Here is a 13,976-nt window from a genome sequence, read left to right as displayed (position 1 = left end):
AGCGTTTGGGATTATGATAAGCCCTGCAGGCCGTAATGGTCTGTAGGGCTTTTTTGTTTGCATTTAAAAAATATCAGGGTAATCTATCCAGGTTCCATTTACTAATTCCCGCAGCCTGGTCCATTCTAGTTTACCCTTATCGTCATAGGCTGTCTGTCGCTGCCATACCCTTCCGTGATGGTCCGTCGTCCATTGCTGATCCATGTAACCGGGTACGGCGGTAATATATGCAGGCAGGTTGGTTACGTTCAGTGTACAGCGGTACATTCCGGGCTTAAGTTCGTTTAAATCTCCCGTAATCGGTAATTCTCTCATAACTCCTCCAAGGTTAAAGCCCTCCGGCTGTAATCTATGCGGCAGGTCATCTTCAGCTTTGGAGACGGTCAGCACCGCCTAAATACGCCCTTATTGATATGCTCAGCATAATATAAATCTTTGCAATTAGTAAAGCCCACTGGCTTCGGATAATGGGCTTTTTGTCGTTTACAGAATGTCTCAATCCGTGGTAATGTGTTCTTACACGAATCGGAAGCACCGAGCATGCAGTCCGATAGCATCGGCAAAACACCCCGTCAACCTTCACTGGCTGGCGGGGTGTTTTTTTGTTCCTGTACTTCAACGCCGGCGGGATTTAATCAATGCTGCGATTGAGATAACCAGTGCAGCAGCAATGACAACCCAAGTGATTACACTCAACATATTTTATCCCTCCTTGATCTTCTTCAATGCTGACTTAGCTTCTACCAATAAATCTTTGCAGTCCTCTGCAACGTCTTCGCCTTCCCAGTCAGCTACATTCCGTTCCAAGTTAAAAACTCTTTGCTCCAGCGCCAGTTGTATTGCAAGCTTTTCTTTAGGTGTGAATCTCATATTCATTCTCCGTTCCTATAGAGGGGCCGTAGCCCCGTGTTAATAGATGTGATTACAACGGTCGCACTTTACGTAATCTACTGTCGCCTCTTCAACTTGAATGAAATTACATTGCGGGCATTCGAAGTATTTGTAGTTTAATTTGTCAGCTTCCTCTTGCGCTTCAGCTTTATTGCCAACATAATCGCCGGACCATTCTTTGGTTACCGTATCCCACACTGAGTAAGTGCGTGGGCGGCTGCTGTCCCCCATGTAACTATAAGGACTTACTACATATCGCGTTTTTTCCATCCCTTATCCCTCCCGCGTATGCCCGCCGGCACATTTATAGTGTTGGCATTCCAATTGCCATTTTGTTATGATTGGGTGGAGAGCAGGGGGTGTGACCCCTACCCTCCGGGAACCTATTTACGTTTGCGTGGGACGCGGCGTTTTTTGGTTCCTTTCTTTTTGTCCTTTAGCAGCAGGTAAGCGGTGTAACACTGGATGGCTGCTGTCAGGAGTTGTACCCAATCTTTCATATCTTCTCTCCTTTCTGGAAGTGATTTGTATCAACTTCCTGATATAAATATACCACTTCATAATACAAAAGTCAATATAAAATATTAGCATGTTGATACTTTGAATTAACTAGTGTATATTGATTGCAAGGAGGCTTGTACATGATCAAAAATAATTTGAGTGAAATAATGGGACGACATCGTCTAAAAGTAAGGGATGTTGTCCGTGGAACGGGGTTGGCGATCAACACCGTGTCCGGGCTATATCATGACACATCCAAGCGTGTTGATTTGGACACGCTGGACAAGCTGTGTACGTTTCTTGGAGTAAGTGTAGGGGATATATTGGAACATGTAGCAGAGCCGCCAAAGGAGGAACAATAATGATTGAAAATTGGGAAGAACACCATTATCAAGCGATTTTAAAAATGGCAGCATCAGACGATCCTAAAGATTTGGTTAGTGCGGCGAACAATTACGTAGCAAATTTCACGGCGCACTTTATGCTTGTCCGCCGTAACCTTACGTTGGAAGACTTGGAACCAGTAGTAAGGGCGTATGATCGGATTTTTGATGGGTATTGGAGTAAACAAGCAGAGCCGCCGCAGGGATAACCTGGACGGCTCTTTTGCTGTTCAGGAAAGTTTTCCTTGCCAAGGGTATAGAGTTCATATACATAATGTTCCAAATGAAATATATTGAAATTATTTAGTTTGAAATCGAAAGGTTGTGTGTGGGATGGATAACGGTTATTTTGTGGGTTGGGGGACGCTGGCTCTAATTAATGCAGGACTGGCGCAAGGGAAAAACAGGAGTGGACTAAATTGGTTTTTACTTTCTTTGCTTTGTGGTCCACTGGCTACATTTTTCCTTGTGATTTCGGATAAGGTCCGATTAGATTAGAACCAAGACATATTCAAGGTAATATGTTTGGAGGGCGAAATGAGCACAACATACAAAGTTCTGAAGAACGATATAGACTTCCTGACTGCTGCCCTTGCGCAATCTAAGGTATCTGTCTGGTACCGGGAAGATCCAGACCCAATCGGTCACCTGATAGATTACGGGGGGATCGAGGAGGGACACACACCGGAGTCGATCAGGGTAGCCGGCAGTTGGTTCATGCGTGAACGATTTGAATTTAGAGCATACATAAAATAACCCGCCGGGCTAAGCCTGACGGGTTATTCTTTGTTTACATCTGCTCACTACTCACTTCCATTTTATCTCGTCAAATTCCCAAGGGAAATATCTGTTGATTGATTTAGCCGTTTCCTCCCAAGTGTCTTTAGAACATTTGTCCAAAATTTTTTGGATTTCAGATTTTATTAATGAGATGTCAAAAGATTTGATAAGAAGTAAACCACGAATAGGAACTACAATTTCGCCAATAAAAAAATCTCTGAGTCCATTAGCATTTGCTACCGTAGCATAGAATTGATCAGTACCATGCACTTCTTCTGATCCAACATCTAGAACAACTGATACGCAAAAATCTTTGTTTTCTTCAGGCGTTTCATAAAAGTGAGCTTCTTTGAGAATCGGACGAATCATAACAATCTCCATTCATATCTTGTTTAGGAGTGATTTTAATCCATATTAGATACATTAACATGATAATTCGATGTTTGATGAAAACCATTGTACCCTGTCTGAGAAAACTTTTCAAAATTCGCTTGGTATGCGATTAAGTATTTTGCACCAGTTCTTACTCTTCTTAAACCATCTTTACTGTAGTACCAAAAACCTCCCGATTCCAACTTCACTGTTGAGCCAGGCCCAACAAAAATCTGTGCTGCTTCATGGACGGTAGACGAAGGAACGGTATCATTCAGGTATCCAAAATTACCTGTATTTGCTAAAGCTAGTTGGGCTAAATCATACGGTGATATATTAGAAATTCCTGCAGGACTAATAATTCGTGAACTATTATCCAATATAATACTGGAATTACTAGGAGCAGCAGAGGCAAAGGTGCTAAATGAGCTGAATAATAAAGTAAAACCAAACAACAAAGATGTAATTTTCTTGACATTTCTTTTCAAAATAATCACTCCTACTAAAGTTTTTCGATAAAGTTAAATGTACAAACTTAATCGATATGACAATTTTACACAAAGGATAGTGAAAAGTAAGGGGAAAATTGTAGAAAAAGGAAGAAAAATAAAAATGATACATAAGTATTATTAAATATGAAAAAATAGGAAATAACACCCATTATTGATTGGAAAATAGTAGAAATGATTAATTTATTGCCTATCCTTCTTAACGAAGATATAATACAAACAAATGTTCTTATTTTGGAGGTGTGGACGATGCTTGATGATACACCGCGCAAACTGTTATTGATCTTAACGCACTATCAGCGTCACTTTGGGACGTTGCCGGGATTGCCGGAGTTGGAAAGGTTGAGCGGGAGAACCCCTGTGCCAATCAAAGAAGGACTTGCGGTTTTGGCTAAGGAAAACTATATCCAGTGGCAGCCGGACATGCCGCCAGAAAGGGCAGTGATCATAGAAGGGTGGGAGCGGGACAACCCATCACATGACGCGCCACAAGTAGGCGTACAGCGGTCAGGGCGAGGAAATGAGCAGGGCAATACGGATTATTGGCAGTATTATTAGGAGGTGGGCAGACATCATGAAGAAACTTGAGAGTATATTTGACTGCAGCCGTATGATGACACCAGAGCACAAGCTACGGATCATTAGCGATGAGCGGGAGCAACAATGGAGAGATCGGAAAAAGCCTGTGCTGGATGCCCAGGAGTTGGAGTTGATTGATCAGGTTCTCGCTTACTCAAAACGATATGGGGAGCAAATCACTGTAACGATGTTTGATCCGGTGCAGGACATTAAAGTCAGAGGAGTAGTGCTGGCTGTAGATCGGCAGTTGAGACAGATCAAGTTGCAAATGGAGTATGATTATAGTTGGATCAAGATAGATGGTGTAATACAGGTGATTACATAAAAAAAATGCCCCGGCGTGAGTTCCCGGGGCATTAATATTATTCTTCAAATAATTCGTCCATTAAATTATCTATTTCATTCTTCCGTGCAGTCGTTTCCTCTTTATCGATTGTGACCGCACCATCTTCAAAAATTAAGGTGTCCCCAGCTTTAACCTCTTCTGGCAACTCAGACTTTAGTATGTCTTCAGTCTTTCCGTCAAACTCAATAACAGCACATTCACCCTCGAAGCGATCGACTATGCCCTTTCTCATTTGGATGCCCCCTTGGTTGTCGTAAAGGTGATTTTGCTTCCATCACTAATTGCAGTAATGGTTCCTTTCTGATCCGTCCGCAGCACAGAAGCATTCGCATTTTTTAATCTGGCCAGAATGCCGGAATCCGGATGGCCGTAATTGTTTTTACCTACACTAATTACTGCGTACTGTGGTTTGACGGCGTCAAGGAACGCTTTGCTGGTTGAACTATTCGAACCGTGATGGCCGACTTTTAATACATCAGCTTTTAAATTCAAACCATCCGCAAGCATATCATTTTCAGAAGCCTTCTCAGCGTCACCGGTGAATAGGAAGGACTTATTTTTATAAGTAACCTTTAAGACGGCGCTCCAATCGTTAAGATTATCCCCGTAAGAATTAATAGGTGCCAGGAACTTCGCCTCAACACCAGTTAAGGGAATAGAAACTCCTTTAGTCACTGCTTTGATAGTACGACCTTCATTTTTAACTGCTGTCAGAAAATCCTTATATGTCTCAGTAGTGTGTGAAACCTTAGGCGCATATACAGACTTCACATCCACAGCCTTTAGCACGTCGTCCAGCCCACCAATATGATCCGCATCGGGATGTGTAGCGACCATGGCATCAAGTGTTTTTACCCCAAGCGCGTTGAGGTACTTCACTACATTTTTACCCTGGTTATTGTTGCCCCCATCAATAAGTATGTATTGATTTTTTGTAGTACGGATTAGAGTAGAGTCACCTTGTCCCACATCAAAAAAATAAACCTGCAGCGTGCCGGCATTTTGTTTTTTAGGTAATGCAAGCGCTGGCGCCGGTTGGACAGTTGGTTTTGCTGTTGGTTTTGGCTTCGCTGTAGGTTTTGCAGTGGCGGCCGGAGTTGACTTGGACTTTCCACCATTGTGATAATGATATTCTCCGTCCTGTAGTCCCCACTTGGCACAATTCGTTCTACAATAATGTCCGCCGTCTGAATCAGTTCTTCCGGGATGCGCATTGGCGATAACAGGAAGCAAAATCAGTAAAACCGACAAAATCATTGATAAAGCAATTCTTTTCTTCATAAAATCCCCCCAGAGTAGTTCTGGGAGTAGTCTATCAGAATAAGGGAATATTTACTACAAAAAAAGCGAAACGTTGCTGGCAGTTATTCTCGCGGGGTTTCGCTTTCTATATTGCTATGGTCTTTTTCTTTTTGTCCACAGACTGTTATTTCAAGCCATTAACTTTGTAATATCGAAAGGTATTGATTTATTTCCTTCATCTTAATGCAAGACGGTTTATGTCGATCATTTTCCCAGTTTGTTATAGTTTTCGCATCTACGCAAAAACAGACCGCAAGCCCCCTAATTGTCATGCCGTTATAAACACGAGCCTTTCTGATCCGTTCACCCAAAGTTCGCTCAGGTAAGTTTTCAAAGCAACCCAAGTATGAGATAGGGAGATCCAAAAGTGCTGATAGCTTTTTTAAGGTAGGGAGAGAAGGGGCGTGAATATTTCTTTCTATATAAGAGTGTGCTGTGGGGGATATTCCAATCTCCTTGGCCACTTCGGCAATTAGTAAATCTTTGTTAATTCTACCTTGTCGTATTCTACTGCCGGCTTTAGTTGGTATCACGTTATCTATTTGAGTCAATAGCATAGGTTTCCGTTGCAATATAGAAATTCCAGAGGTGTTATCTTCACGGATGCCATTGCGGGTATTTGGGAAGCGGAGGGTTGCAGCAGAGATGCACCTGCAGTCCTGCGAGGATTGCACAATACCGCTCTAAGATTTCCGGACCGCTGCTGGACCGGATTGATATGCAGGTGGATGTTCCCCGTCCGAAGGATTGGGGCGGTGAGGGGCCTTCATTATCTTCGGCAGAGATGCGCGCAGAGGTTCTGAAAGCCCAGGCTATTCAGACAGAGCGATATAAGGCTCTGCCAATATCCTGGAACAGTGAACTATCCGGTGCGGCACTGCGCCGGTATGCCGGTTTGGGCAGGGAAGGCACATTGATGCTGCATACCATTCTGGAAAGTCTCGGCTTAAGCATGCGGGCCCATGACCGGATTATTAAGCTGGCCCGGACGATTGCCGATTTGGAAGGATCCGTAAACATTGTCTCTGCACATCTGGCGGAGGCGGTGCAGTACCGCAATCTGGACAGGCAGATCATGACAGAGGACTAGCGATTTATAGTATATAGTCTATTACGAATGATGATATATATTAACGGCAAACAAGCCGCCCTTAGCCAATGGACGGCTTGTTCTGTTCTCATTCCGAGAATGATTGGAAAAACGCAGATTCTTTACAGGACGTTTATTTCCACTTCAATGTTGCCGCGGGTAGCGCGGGAGTATGGGCAGGCACCGTGGGCGGCTTCTACAAGCTGGGCTGCAGTTTCATGGTCAACGCCTTTAACCAGAACATCAAGCTTCACAGCGATGCCGAAACCCCCGTCTTCAACTTTGCCGAAGCTTACAGTAGCGGTAACTTCGCTGCCTTCAATTTTCACTTTGCCCATCCGGGCCACCATGTTCAAAGCGCTGTCAAAACAAGCGGAATATCCGGCAGCGAACAGCTGCTCAGGATTTGTGCCTTCGCCGCCGGCGCCGCCCATTTCGCGGGGAGTGCTGATCGTAAGCGCCAGCTTAGGGTTCTCCGACTCAATAGTTCCGTTTCTTCCGCCTACTGCTTTAACTGTAGTTTCATACATTTTTTGTTGAATAGTCATCATTATTATCCGCTCCCGTTCATTTGATGATATATTGTACACGACTTAATTTAACACAATTAAAATAATAGTCAATCTATTTTTCGCTATTAACATGATATTACTGATGAATTGTGATAAAATAATGTCATAAAGGCAGGTGAAGAAGAAATGCAAAAGACAACGACAACTCCTGAGCTAATGCTTGATAATCAACTTTGTTTTACCATCTATGCTTGCTCGCGCGAATTTACGAAGCTGTACCAGCCTCACCTGGACAAGATTGGTTTAACGTACTCCCAGTATCTTGTGATGATCGTGCTTTGGGAAAGACAGCAGTGTACGGTTAAAGAGCTGGGCGAAGCCCTCTTTTTGGACTCCGGCACCTTAACGCCGCTATTGAAACGGCTGCAGGCAGCAGGTTTGATTCTGCGTGAGCGTTCCTTGCAGGATGAGCGGAAGGTTCTGATTTCCCTGACAGAAAAGGGCTGGGCACTGCAGGGTGAAGCGGCATGCATTCCGGGGAAAATGGCGGAAGGAACGATGCTGTCGGCAGATGAATTTGTTGCTCTGCTGGGCCAGTTTAAAGACCTTCTGGCTCGTGTACACGAAGCTAATATTAATGCCTCTAAATAGCTCTTGAAAGCTGTGTCAATATAATCGTTCGCATTCCGGCATGAAATCAAGCGAAAATGTGTGTGCAAATAGTGAAAGTTTTTGAGGAAAGCGCTTTTAAAACATGTTACAATATTCTGGGTTTCCTTTTCTGACATATAGCTAAATATAGATGAAAATCTGTATTTCAAAGCTTGTGTCACTGGCAGAAGCCACGCCGTTTCTATTAGATGTGGTTAGGTTTTCTGCTTGTGCCGGAATATGTAGCAATAAACCGGTCTGGACCCGGCTTTGGACAATCAAAACGGAAAGCGGAATGGCTGCAGGCTGCCTGTTTAAGCCACCGCAACACTTTAGGAGGCTTCCGGTATGAATATCCACGAGTATCAGGGAAAAGAAGTACTTAAGAAGTACGGCGTAGCCGTACCGAACGGAAAAGTAGCTTATACAGTGGAGGAAGCAGTAGAAGCTGCAGTATCGCTGGGTACACCGGTAGTGGTGGTAAAAGCGCAGATTCATGCAGGCGGACGCGGAAAAGCCGGCGGTGTGAAGGTAGCGAAGTCGCTTGACGAAGTCCGGTCTTATGCCGGAGAGATTCTTGGCAAGACACTGGTGACCCATCAAACCGGTCCTGAAGGCAAGGTTGTAAAGCGGCTGCTGATTGAAGAAGGCTGCCAGATTGTGAAAGAATATTACATTGGAATCGTTGTGGACCGTGGCTCCGGCCGGGTGGTCATGATGGCTTCTGAAGAAGGCGGCACGGAAATTGAGGAGGTAGCGGCCACTCATCCGGAAAAGATTTTCAAGGAAATCATTGATCCTGCAGTAGGCTTGCAGACTTTCCAGGCCCGCAAACTGGCGTACAGCATTGCTATTCCGACAGAACTGGTGAATAAGGCTGTCAAGTTCATGCAAGCGCTATATTTGGCTTTTGTGGATAAGGATTGCTCCATTGCGGAGATTAATCCGCTGGTCGTTACAGCTGACGGGAATGTAATGGCTCTGGATGCCAAGCTTAATTTTGACTCTAACGCATTGTTTCGGCATAAGGATATTCTGGAGCTGCGGGACCTTGATGAAGAGGACGAGAAGGAAATTGAAGCCTCGAAATACGATCTCAGCTATATTGCCCTTGACGGCAACATCGGCTGTATGGTCAACGGTGCGGGACTTGCGATGGCTACAATGGATATCATTAAATATTACGGCGGCGAACCGGCCAACTTCCTGGATGTAGGGGGCGGTGCGACGACTGAGAAGGTTACCGAAGCTTTTAAAATCATTTTGTCCGATGATAAAGTGAACGGGATTTTCGTCAATATATTCGGTGGAATTATGCGCTGCGATGTTATCGCCACGGGTGTCGTGGAAGCGGCCCGGCAACTTGGTCTGACCAAACCGCTCGTAGTGCGTCTTGAGGGAACCAATGTGGCACTGGGCAAGCAGATTCTTGCCGGTTCCGGACTGAATATCGTTGCTGCCGACTCCATGGCGGACGGTGCCCGCAAAATTGTTGCTCTTGTGTAATCGCGGCTGGGCCTTTGAGCGCCAGTGCTCGTATTCGACAAACTAAGTAGGGATGTGACCTAAAACATGAGCATTCTTGTAGATAAAAATACGAAAGTCATCACGCAGGGCATAACAGGATCAACGGGCTTGTTCCATACCAAGGGAGCGCTGGATTACGGTACGCAAATGGTGGGCGGGGTTACACCGGGCAAAGGCGGCACGACGGTGAACATCACGCTGGAGAACGGCAGTGAGGTCAGCCTTCCTGTATTTGATACGGTGATAGCAGCCAAGGCAGCGACCGGGGCAACTGCGAGTGTAATTTATGTGCCACCGGCGTTTGCTGCCGATTCCATTATGGAAGCAGTGGATGCAGGGCTGGAACTGGTTATTTGCATTACAGAAGGCATCCCGGTACTGGATATGGTGAAAGTATCGCGTTATATGGAAGGTCGTTCTACGGTTCTGATTGGTCCGAACTGTCCGGGTGTTATTACACCGGGAGAGTGTAAAATCGGCATTATGCCGGGCTACATCCATACTCCGGGGTACGTAGGGGTTGTCTCACGCAGCGGAACTCTGACCTATGAGGCGGTGCATCAGCTAACTGAGCGCGGCATCGGCCAGTCTTCGGCAGTAGGGATAGGCGGAGATCCGGTTAAGGGATCGGAGTTTATTGATATTCTCAAGCTTTTTAATGAGGATCCGGGAACCAAGGCGGTCATTATGATCGGAGAAATCGGCGGTACGGCGGAGGAAGAAGCTGCTGTATGGATTAAGGAAAATATGACCAAACCGGTAGTTGGTTTCATCGGTGGGGTTACTGCACCTCCAGGCAAACGAATGGGCCATGCAGGTGCGATTATTTCCGGAGGAAAAGGGACGGCAAGCGAAAAAATTGCCGTGCTGGAATCCTGCGGTATTAAGGTGGCTCCTACTCCGGCAGAAATGGGCTCAACACTTGTAAGTGTGCTGGAAGAGCGCGGCATTCTGAGCGCTTTTACCGGAAGCTAAGTTTCTACTATTATATTTATCAGCATACGTATGTTCTTTAGCAGGGCATCGTGTATAATATGTTCAAAGGTAAGCAACCTTTTGTTCCTGTTCATGGGGATAAAAGGTTGCTTTTTTTGCGTACAAATCTGCTGCCGTATAGACGTTTAAGGAACTGTAACTTGCATTTCTGACACAGGTATCACAAAATAGGGAAGGCTGACCTTCCTCAAGAGGGAGAATTTACATATGGATTCGCGATATTTGTTGTTTGGATTAAATGAAGTGGAAGGCATCGGCTGGAAGAGTATCGACAAAATTCGTCGAGCGGGTATGTTAACGGATTTGGCTTTTACCTGTAGTGCCGGTGATTGGGAACGTGTCGGAATCAGCGGGAAAATGTCGCAGCGCCTCGAAGCGGTATATACTTCCGAGTGGATTCACCATCGTCACATTCTAATGAAAGAAAGCGGAGTGGAAATGGTAACTTTGCTCGACGACGAGTATCCCGGGCTTCTGAAAGAGACGCCGCAGCCCCCATGGGTGCTCTACTATCGTGGCAGCCTCACCCTGGCCTCCCGCCCGGCGATTGCCATGGTTGGTACCCGTGTGCCTACGGCATATGGCCGTAAGGTAGGGGAGACGCTCTCAGAGCAGCTGAGCGGGGCAGGCCTTACTGTGGTCAGCGGACTGGCCCGGGGGATCGACAGTGTATGCCATGAAGCGGCCCTTCGTGGATGCGGGAGTACGATTGCGGTGGTCGCGACAGGACTGGATAAGGTCTATCCCTCAGAGAACCGGGAACTGGAACATCAAATCGCACAGGATGGACTTGTAATCAGCGAATATCCAATTGGCACTAAAAGCCACCCAGGCTTGTTTCCACAGCGCAACCGGGTTATTGCCGGCCTTGCCCTTGGGACGGTGGTCGTAGAGGCGGACAGCCGCAGTGGCTCGCTAATTACTGCCGATGCCGCCCTGGAGGCCGGTAGAGATGTTTTTGCCGTGCCGGGTCCAGTGACTTCACCCAAAAGCAGGGGTGCGAACGACCTGATCAAACAAGGGGCAAAATTAGTGACATGTGCTCACGACATCGTGGAAGAATACATATTCTATCTGCCTGTAAAGTCGGTGGAACAGAGAGAGAATGAGCTCTTTAACCTTGAAAACGGGGACAAGTCGGCAGAAAAGAAATTGACAAGTGAGGAGTCTCACCTATACCATATACTGCATCAAGGCCCATTTACGTTGGATGAGCTGTTGGGTAGAACGAGATGGGATTTTGGACATTTGCATTCAGTTCTGTTATCTTTAATCATAAAAAAAGCGGTAACACAATTACCGGGTGCAATTTATAAGGTAATTTAATATAGAAGAGATTGTGTTAAGCGTACGCTTTCGGATTCAGATATGCCCGAAGCAGTTCCAGGAAGCTTATGCTTACAAAACTTTTAGGAGGAACAACCTATGGCGGATGCATTAGTTATCGTCGAATCGCCTGCAAAAGCGAAGACCATCGGCAAATATTTAGGCAGTAAATATATCGTAAAGGCCTCAATGGGACATATCAGAGATTTGCCAAAGAGCCAGATTGGCGTGGAAGTAGAGAATGATTTCAGTCCCAAATATATCACGATCCGCGGAAAGGGTTCCATATTGAAGGAACTCAAAGACGCCAGCAAAAAAGTGAAAAAAGTCTATCTGGCGGCTGACCCGGACCGTGAAGGTGAAGCCATTGCCTGGCATCTGGCGCATGCGCTGGATTTGGATAATACCGAGGAGTGCCGTGTTGTTTTTAATGAAATCACCAAACAAGCAGTCAAGGATGCTTTTAAGACACCCCGCAAAATCAACATGGATCTTGTGAACGCACAGCAGGCCCGGCGGATTCTTGACCGCCTTGTCGGTTACAAGATTAGCCCACTATTATGGAAGAAAGTCAAAAAAGGCCTGTCGGCCGGACGCGTTCAATCGGTTGCAGTCAAGATCATTATGGACCGGGAGAATGAAATTTCCGCTTTCGTCCCTACTGAATATTGGAGCATCACCGCAAAGCTTGGCATTCGTGACTCCAGTTTTGAAGCGAAGTTTCATAAGCTGAACGGAGTGAAAAAAGAGCTGGGCCAGGAAAGCGATGTTCAGGAAGTTCTGGAAGCTATCAAGGACGCCGCTTTCAAAGTAAATGAAGTGAAAGAGAAGGAGAGGCAGCGCCACCCTTCTGCACCGTTTACGACAAGTTCACTGCAGCAGGAAGCTGCACGTAAACTGGGCTTTCGTGCGGCCAAGACGATGTCCGTGGCACAGCAGCTCTATGAAGGTGTGGAACTGGGCAAAGAAGGCACCGTCGGTTTAATTACCTACATGCGTACTGACTCCACCCGGCTGTCCACAACGGCACAAGATGAAGCCAAGGAACTGATTGGGGCAAAATACGGTGAGAAGTTTGTGCCGGAGTCGCCTCGCCAGTATTCCAAAAAAGCCGCAGGTTCGCAGGACGCGCATGAAGCGATCCGCCCTACTTCAGCATTCCGCGAGCCGGAGACCGTAAAAGAATATATGAGCCGCGATCAATTCCGCTTGTATAAGCTGATCTGGGAGCGTTTTGTATCCAGTCAAATGGCTTCTGCGCTCTTGGATACGCTCTCCGTGGATATCGCCGCAGGCGATGCTGTCTTCAGAGCCGTAGGCTCAAAGGTTTCTTTCCCGGGCTTTATGAAGGTTTATGTAGAAGGAAATGATGATGGAACAACAGATGAAGAGAAGTTTCTGCCTCCGCTCAAAGCCGGAGATGATCTGACTAAACAGGACATTGAACCCAAACAGCATTTCACTCAGCCTCCACCGCGTTATACAGAAGCACGTCTTGTTAAGACGCTGGAAGAGTTGGGTATTGGGCGTCCAAGTACCTATGCACCAACGCTGGAAACGATCCAGAAGCGTGGTTATGTGGCTATTGAAGAGAAGAAATTTATGCCCACTGAACTTGGTGAGCTGATTATAGAGCAGATGGAGGAGTTTTTCCCCGAAATTCTCGATGTGGAATTTACAGCACATATGGAGGGGGATCTTGACCATGTAGAAGAAGGCGCGGAGGATTGGGTGAAGGTGCTTGCCGAATTTTACGAGTCTTTCGAGAAACGGCTAATCTTCGCGGAAGAAGAAATGAAAGAGATCGAGATTGAAGATGAGGTCTCCGACGAGCTCTGCGAGAAATGCGGCAAGCCGATGGTTTACAAGCTGGGGCGTTTCGGGAAATTTCTGGCATGTTCAGGATTTCCGGATTGCCGCAATACCAAGCCGATCGTGAAGGATATCGGAGTAAACTGCCCGAAATGTCATGAAGGCAAGGTTGTTGAGCGGCGCAGCAAAAAGGGACGCGTCTTCTACGGCTGCGATCAGTATCCAGGCTGTGATTTTGTTTCCTGGGATAGACCTTCCATTAAACCATGCCCTGTATGCAACTCCTGGATGGTTGAGAAGCGCAACAAACAAGGAACCAAGCTGCAATGCACCTCGTGCGATCATACAGAGGCTGTATTGGACAACGAAGAATTAGCAGAATAATAGTCGCTACAGGAG

Annotated in this window: 19 protein-coding genes and 1 pseudogene; 12 read left to right on the top strand and 8 right to left on the bottom strand. The window is 46.1% G+C overall.

Annotation, left to right across the window (positions count from 1 at the left end):
• Positions 1-63: 63 nt before the first annotated feature.
• From NSS79_RS20470 to NSS79_RS20460, 3 genes are all read right to left on the bottom strand, one after another.
• Entirely contained in the window at positions 64-315 is a 252-nt protein-coding gene (locus tag NSS79_RS20470) for a hypothetical protein (protein ID WP_342435900.1), read from the bottom strand.
• 387 nt (positions 316-702) lie between these two features.
• On the bottom strand, positions 703-870 hold the full coding sequence (locus NSS79_RS20465) for a hypothetical protein (protein WP_342435899.1): 168 nt from the start codon (positions 868-870) through the stop codon (positions 703-705).
• 39 nt (positions 871-909) lie between these two features.
• Positions 910-1,161 (bottom strand): hypothetical protein, encoded by a 252-nt coding sequence (locus tag NSS79_RS20460; RefSeq protein ID WP_342435898.1) that lies wholly within the window; start codon positions 1,159-1,161, stop codon positions 910-912.
• A gap of 371 nt (positions 1,162-1,532) precedes the next feature.
• On the opposite strand from NSS79_RS20460, the gene NSS79_RS20455 reads away from it, so the two are divergent.
• The 3 genes from NSS79_RS20455 to NSS79_RS20445 all read left to right on the top strand — a co-directional run bounded on the left by NSS79_RS20455 (position 1,533) and on the right by NSS79_RS20445 (position 2,531).
• Entirely contained in the window at positions 1,533-1,754 is a 222-nt protein-coding gene (locus NSS79_RS20455) for a helix-turn-helix transcriptional regulator (RefSeq protein WP_342435897.1), read from the top strand.
• Entirely contained in the window at positions 1,754-1,984 is a 231-nt protein-coding gene (locus NSS79_RS20450) for a hypothetical protein (RefSeq protein WP_342435896.1), read from the top strand. Before NSS79_RS20455 ends, NSS79_RS20450 begins: the two co-directional genes overlap by 1 nt.
• Positions 1,985-2,312: 328 nt before the next feature.
• A complete protein-coding gene (locus tag NSS79_RS20445) occupies positions 2,313-2,531 on the top strand; it encodes a hypothetical protein (protein WP_342435895.1) in 219 nt (72 codons plus the stop codon).
• 51 nt (positions 2,532-2,582) lie between these two features.
• Here NSS79_RS20445 and NSS79_RS20440 read toward each other — a convergent pair whose 3' ends face one another.
• Positions 2,583-2,924, bottom strand: a complete 342-nt coding sequence (locus NSS79_RS20440) for an Imm8 family immunity protein (RefSeq protein ID WP_342435894.1) — start codon at positions 2,922-2,924, stop codon at positions 2,583-2,585.
• Positions 2,925-2,959: 35 nt separating this feature from the next.
• Positions 2,960-3,415, bottom strand: coding sequence for a hypothetical protein (locus NSS79_RS20435; protein WP_342435893.1), 456 nt, complete (start codon positions 3,413-3,415; stop codon positions 2,960-2,962).
• Positions 3,416-3,610: 195 nt separating this feature from the next.
• Here NSS79_RS20435 and NSS79_RS20430 point away from each other — a divergent pair, with 195 nt between their 5' ends.
• Both NSS79_RS20430 and NSS79_RS20425 read left to right on the top strand, forming a co-directional pair.
• Positions 3,611-3,994, top strand: coding sequence for a hypothetical protein (locus tag NSS79_RS20430; protein ID WP_342435892.1), 384 nt, complete (start codon positions 3,611-3,613; stop codon positions 3,992-3,994).
• A gap of 16 nt (positions 3,995-4,010) precedes the next feature.
• On the top strand, positions 4,011-4,340 hold the full coding sequence (locus tag NSS79_RS20425) for a YolD-like family protein (RefSeq protein WP_342435891.1): 330 nt from the start codon (positions 4,011-4,013) through the stop codon (positions 4,338-4,340).
• Between the two features lie 37 nt (positions 4,341-4,377).
• On the opposite strand, the gene NSS79_RS20420 is transcribed toward NSS79_RS20425, so the two are convergent.
• Both NSS79_RS20420 and NSS79_RS20415 read right to left on the bottom strand, forming a co-directional pair.
• The gene (locus NSS79_RS20420; RefSeq protein ID WP_342435890.1) at positions 4,378-4,593 is read right to left on the bottom strand and encodes a DUF3006 domain-containing protein; all 216 of its coding nucleotides are present in this window, start codon (positions 4,591-4,593) and stop codon (positions 4,378-4,380) included.
• Complete coding sequence (locus NSS79_RS20415) at positions 4,590-5,642, bottom strand: MBL fold metallo-hydrolase (RefSeq protein ID WP_342435889.1); 1,053 nt, start codon at positions 5,640-5,642, stop codon at positions 4,590-4,592. Before NSS79_RS20415 ends, NSS79_RS20420 begins: the two co-directional genes overlap by 4 nt.
• Positions 5,643-6,276: 634 nt before the next feature.
• On the opposite strand from NSS79_RS20415, the pseudogene NSS79_RS20410 reads away from it, so the two are divergent.
• Both NSS79_RS20410 and NSS79_RS20405 read left to right on the top strand, forming a co-directional pair.
• Positions 6,277-6,393: pseudogene (locus NSS79_RS20410) on the top strand (ATP-binding protein); the annotation flags it as partial.
• Positions 6,382-6,753, top strand: coding sequence for a hypothetical protein (locus NSS79_RS20405; RefSeq protein WP_342440413.1), 372 nt, complete (start codon positions 6,382-6,384; stop codon positions 6,751-6,753). The pseudogene NSS79_RS20410 and the gene NSS79_RS20405, both read left to right, overlap by 12 nt.
• A 122-nt stretch (positions 6,754-6,875) precedes the next feature.
• On the opposite strand, the gene NSS79_RS20400 is transcribed toward NSS79_RS20405, so the two are convergent.
• Positions 6,876-7,304, bottom strand: a complete 429-nt coding sequence (locus NSS79_RS20400; RefSeq protein WP_076110114.1) for an organic hydroperoxide resistance protein — start codon at positions 7,302-7,304, stop codon at positions 6,876-6,878.
• Positions 7,305-7,451: 147 nt separating this feature from the next.
• Here NSS79_RS20400 and NSS79_RS20395 point away from each other — a divergent pair, with 147 nt between their 5' ends.
• The 5 genes from NSS79_RS20395 to topA all read left to right on the top strand — a co-directional run bounded on the left by NSS79_RS20395 (position 7,452) and on the right by topA (position 13,961).
• Positions 7,452-7,916, top strand: a complete 465-nt coding sequence (locus NSS79_RS20395) for a MarR family transcriptional regulator (RefSeq protein ID WP_038593568.1) — start codon at positions 7,452-7,454, stop codon at positions 7,914-7,916.
• 348 nt (positions 7,917-8,264) lie between these two features.
• A complete protein-coding gene (gene sucC / locus NSS79_RS20390) occupies positions 8,265-9,422 on the top strand; it encodes an ADP-forming succinate--CoA ligase subunit beta (RefSeq protein WP_038593563.1) in 1,158 nt (385 codons plus the stop codon).
• 66 nt (positions 9,423-9,488) lie between these two features.
• The gene (gene sucD, locus NSS79_RS20385) at positions 9,489-10,418 is read left to right on the top strand and encodes a succinate--CoA ligase subunit alpha (protein WP_038593560.1); all 930 of its coding nucleotides are present in this window, start codon (positions 9,489-9,491) and stop codon (positions 10,416-10,418) included.
• A 228-nt stretch (positions 10,419-10,646) separates the two neighbouring features.
• Positions 10,647-11,765, top strand: a complete 1,119-nt coding sequence (dprA, locus tag NSS79_RS20380) for a DNA-processing protein DprA (RefSeq protein ID WP_342435888.1) — start codon at positions 10,647-10,649, stop codon at positions 11,763-11,765.
• Between the two features lie 99 nt (positions 11,766-11,864).
• Positions 11,865-13,961, top strand: coding sequence for a type I DNA topoisomerase (gene topA / locus NSS79_RS20375; RefSeq protein ID WP_342435887.1), 2,097 nt, complete (start codon positions 11,865-11,867; stop codon positions 13,959-13,961).
• Positions 13,962-13,976: the final 15 nt, after the last annotated feature.

Origin of the sequence: Paenibacillus sp. FSL L8-0436, from assembly GCF_038593025.1 — a bacterium.
GTDB lineage: Bacteria > Bacillota > Bacilli > Paenibacillales > Paenibacillaceae > Paenibacillus_AQ.
Note: the sequence above shows the minus strand (reverse complement) of the source record. Positions and strands in the feature narration are given on the sequence as shown.

Coding starts and splice junctions, on each gene's coding strand:
- NSS79_RS20470 (WP_342435900.1), bottom strand. CDS start 315: ATGAGAGAATTACCGATTACGGGAGATTTAAACGAACTTAAGCCCGGA.
- NSS79_RS20465 (WP_342435899.1), bottom strand. CDS start 870: ATGAGATTCACACCTAAAGAAAAGCTTGCAATACAACTGGCGCTGGAG.
- NSS79_RS20460 (WP_342435898.1), bottom strand. CDS start 1,161: ATGGAAAAAACGCGATATGTAGTAAGTCCTTATAGTTACATGGGGGAC.
- NSS79_RS20455 (WP_342435897.1), top strand. CDS start 1,533: ATGATCAAAAATAATTTGAGTGAAATAATGGGACGACATCGTCTAAAA.
- NSS79_RS20450 (WP_342435896.1), top strand. CDS start 1,754: ATGATTGAAAATTGGGAAGAACACCATTATCAAGCGATTTTAAAAATG.
- NSS79_RS20445 (WP_342435895.1), top strand. CDS start 2,313: ATGAGCACAACATACAAAGTTCTGAAGAACGATATAGACTTCCTGACT.
- NSS79_RS20440 (WP_342435894.1), bottom strand. CDS start 2,924: ATGATTCGTCCGATTCTCAAAGAAGCTCACTTTTATGAAACGCCTGAA.
- NSS79_RS20430 (WP_342435892.1), top strand. CDS start 3,611: ATGATTAATTTATTGCCTATCCTTCTTAACGAAGATATAATACAAACA.
- NSS79_RS20425 (WP_342435891.1), top strand. CDS start 4,011: ATGAAGAAACTTGAGAGTATATTTGACTGCAGCCGTATGATGACACCA.
- NSS79_RS20420 (WP_342435890.1), bottom strand. CDS start 4,593: ATGAGAAAGGGCATAGTCGATCGCTTCGAGGGTGAATGTGCTGTTATT.
- NSS79_RS20415 (WP_342435889.1), bottom strand. CDS start 5,642: ATGAAGAAAAGAATTGCTTTATCAATGATTTTGTCGGTTTTACTGATT.
- NSS79_RS20405 (WP_342440413.1), top strand. CDS start 6,382: ATGCAGGTGGATGTTCCCCGTCCGAAGGATTGGGGCGGTGAGGGGCCT.
- NSS79_RS20400 (WP_076110114.1), bottom strand. CDS start 7,304: ATGATGACTATTCAACAAAAAATGTATGAAACTACAGTTAAAGCAGTA.
- NSS79_RS20395 (WP_038593568.1), top strand. CDS start 7,452: ATGCAAAAGACAACGACAACTCCTGAGCTAATGCTTGATAATCAACTT.
- sucC (WP_038593563.1), top strand. CDS start 8,265: ATGAATATCCACGAGTATCAGGGAAAAGAAGTACTTAAGAAGTACGGC.
- sucD (WP_038593560.1), top strand. CDS start 9,489: ATGAGCATTCTTGTAGATAAAAATACGAAAGTCATCACGCAGGGCATA.
- dprA (WP_342435888.1), top strand. CDS start 10,647: ATGGATTCGCGATATTTGTTGTTTGGATTAAATGAAGTGGAAGGCATC.
- topA (WP_342435887.1), top strand. CDS start 11,865: ATGGCGGATGCATTAGTTATCGTCGAATCGCCTGCAAAAGCGAAGACC.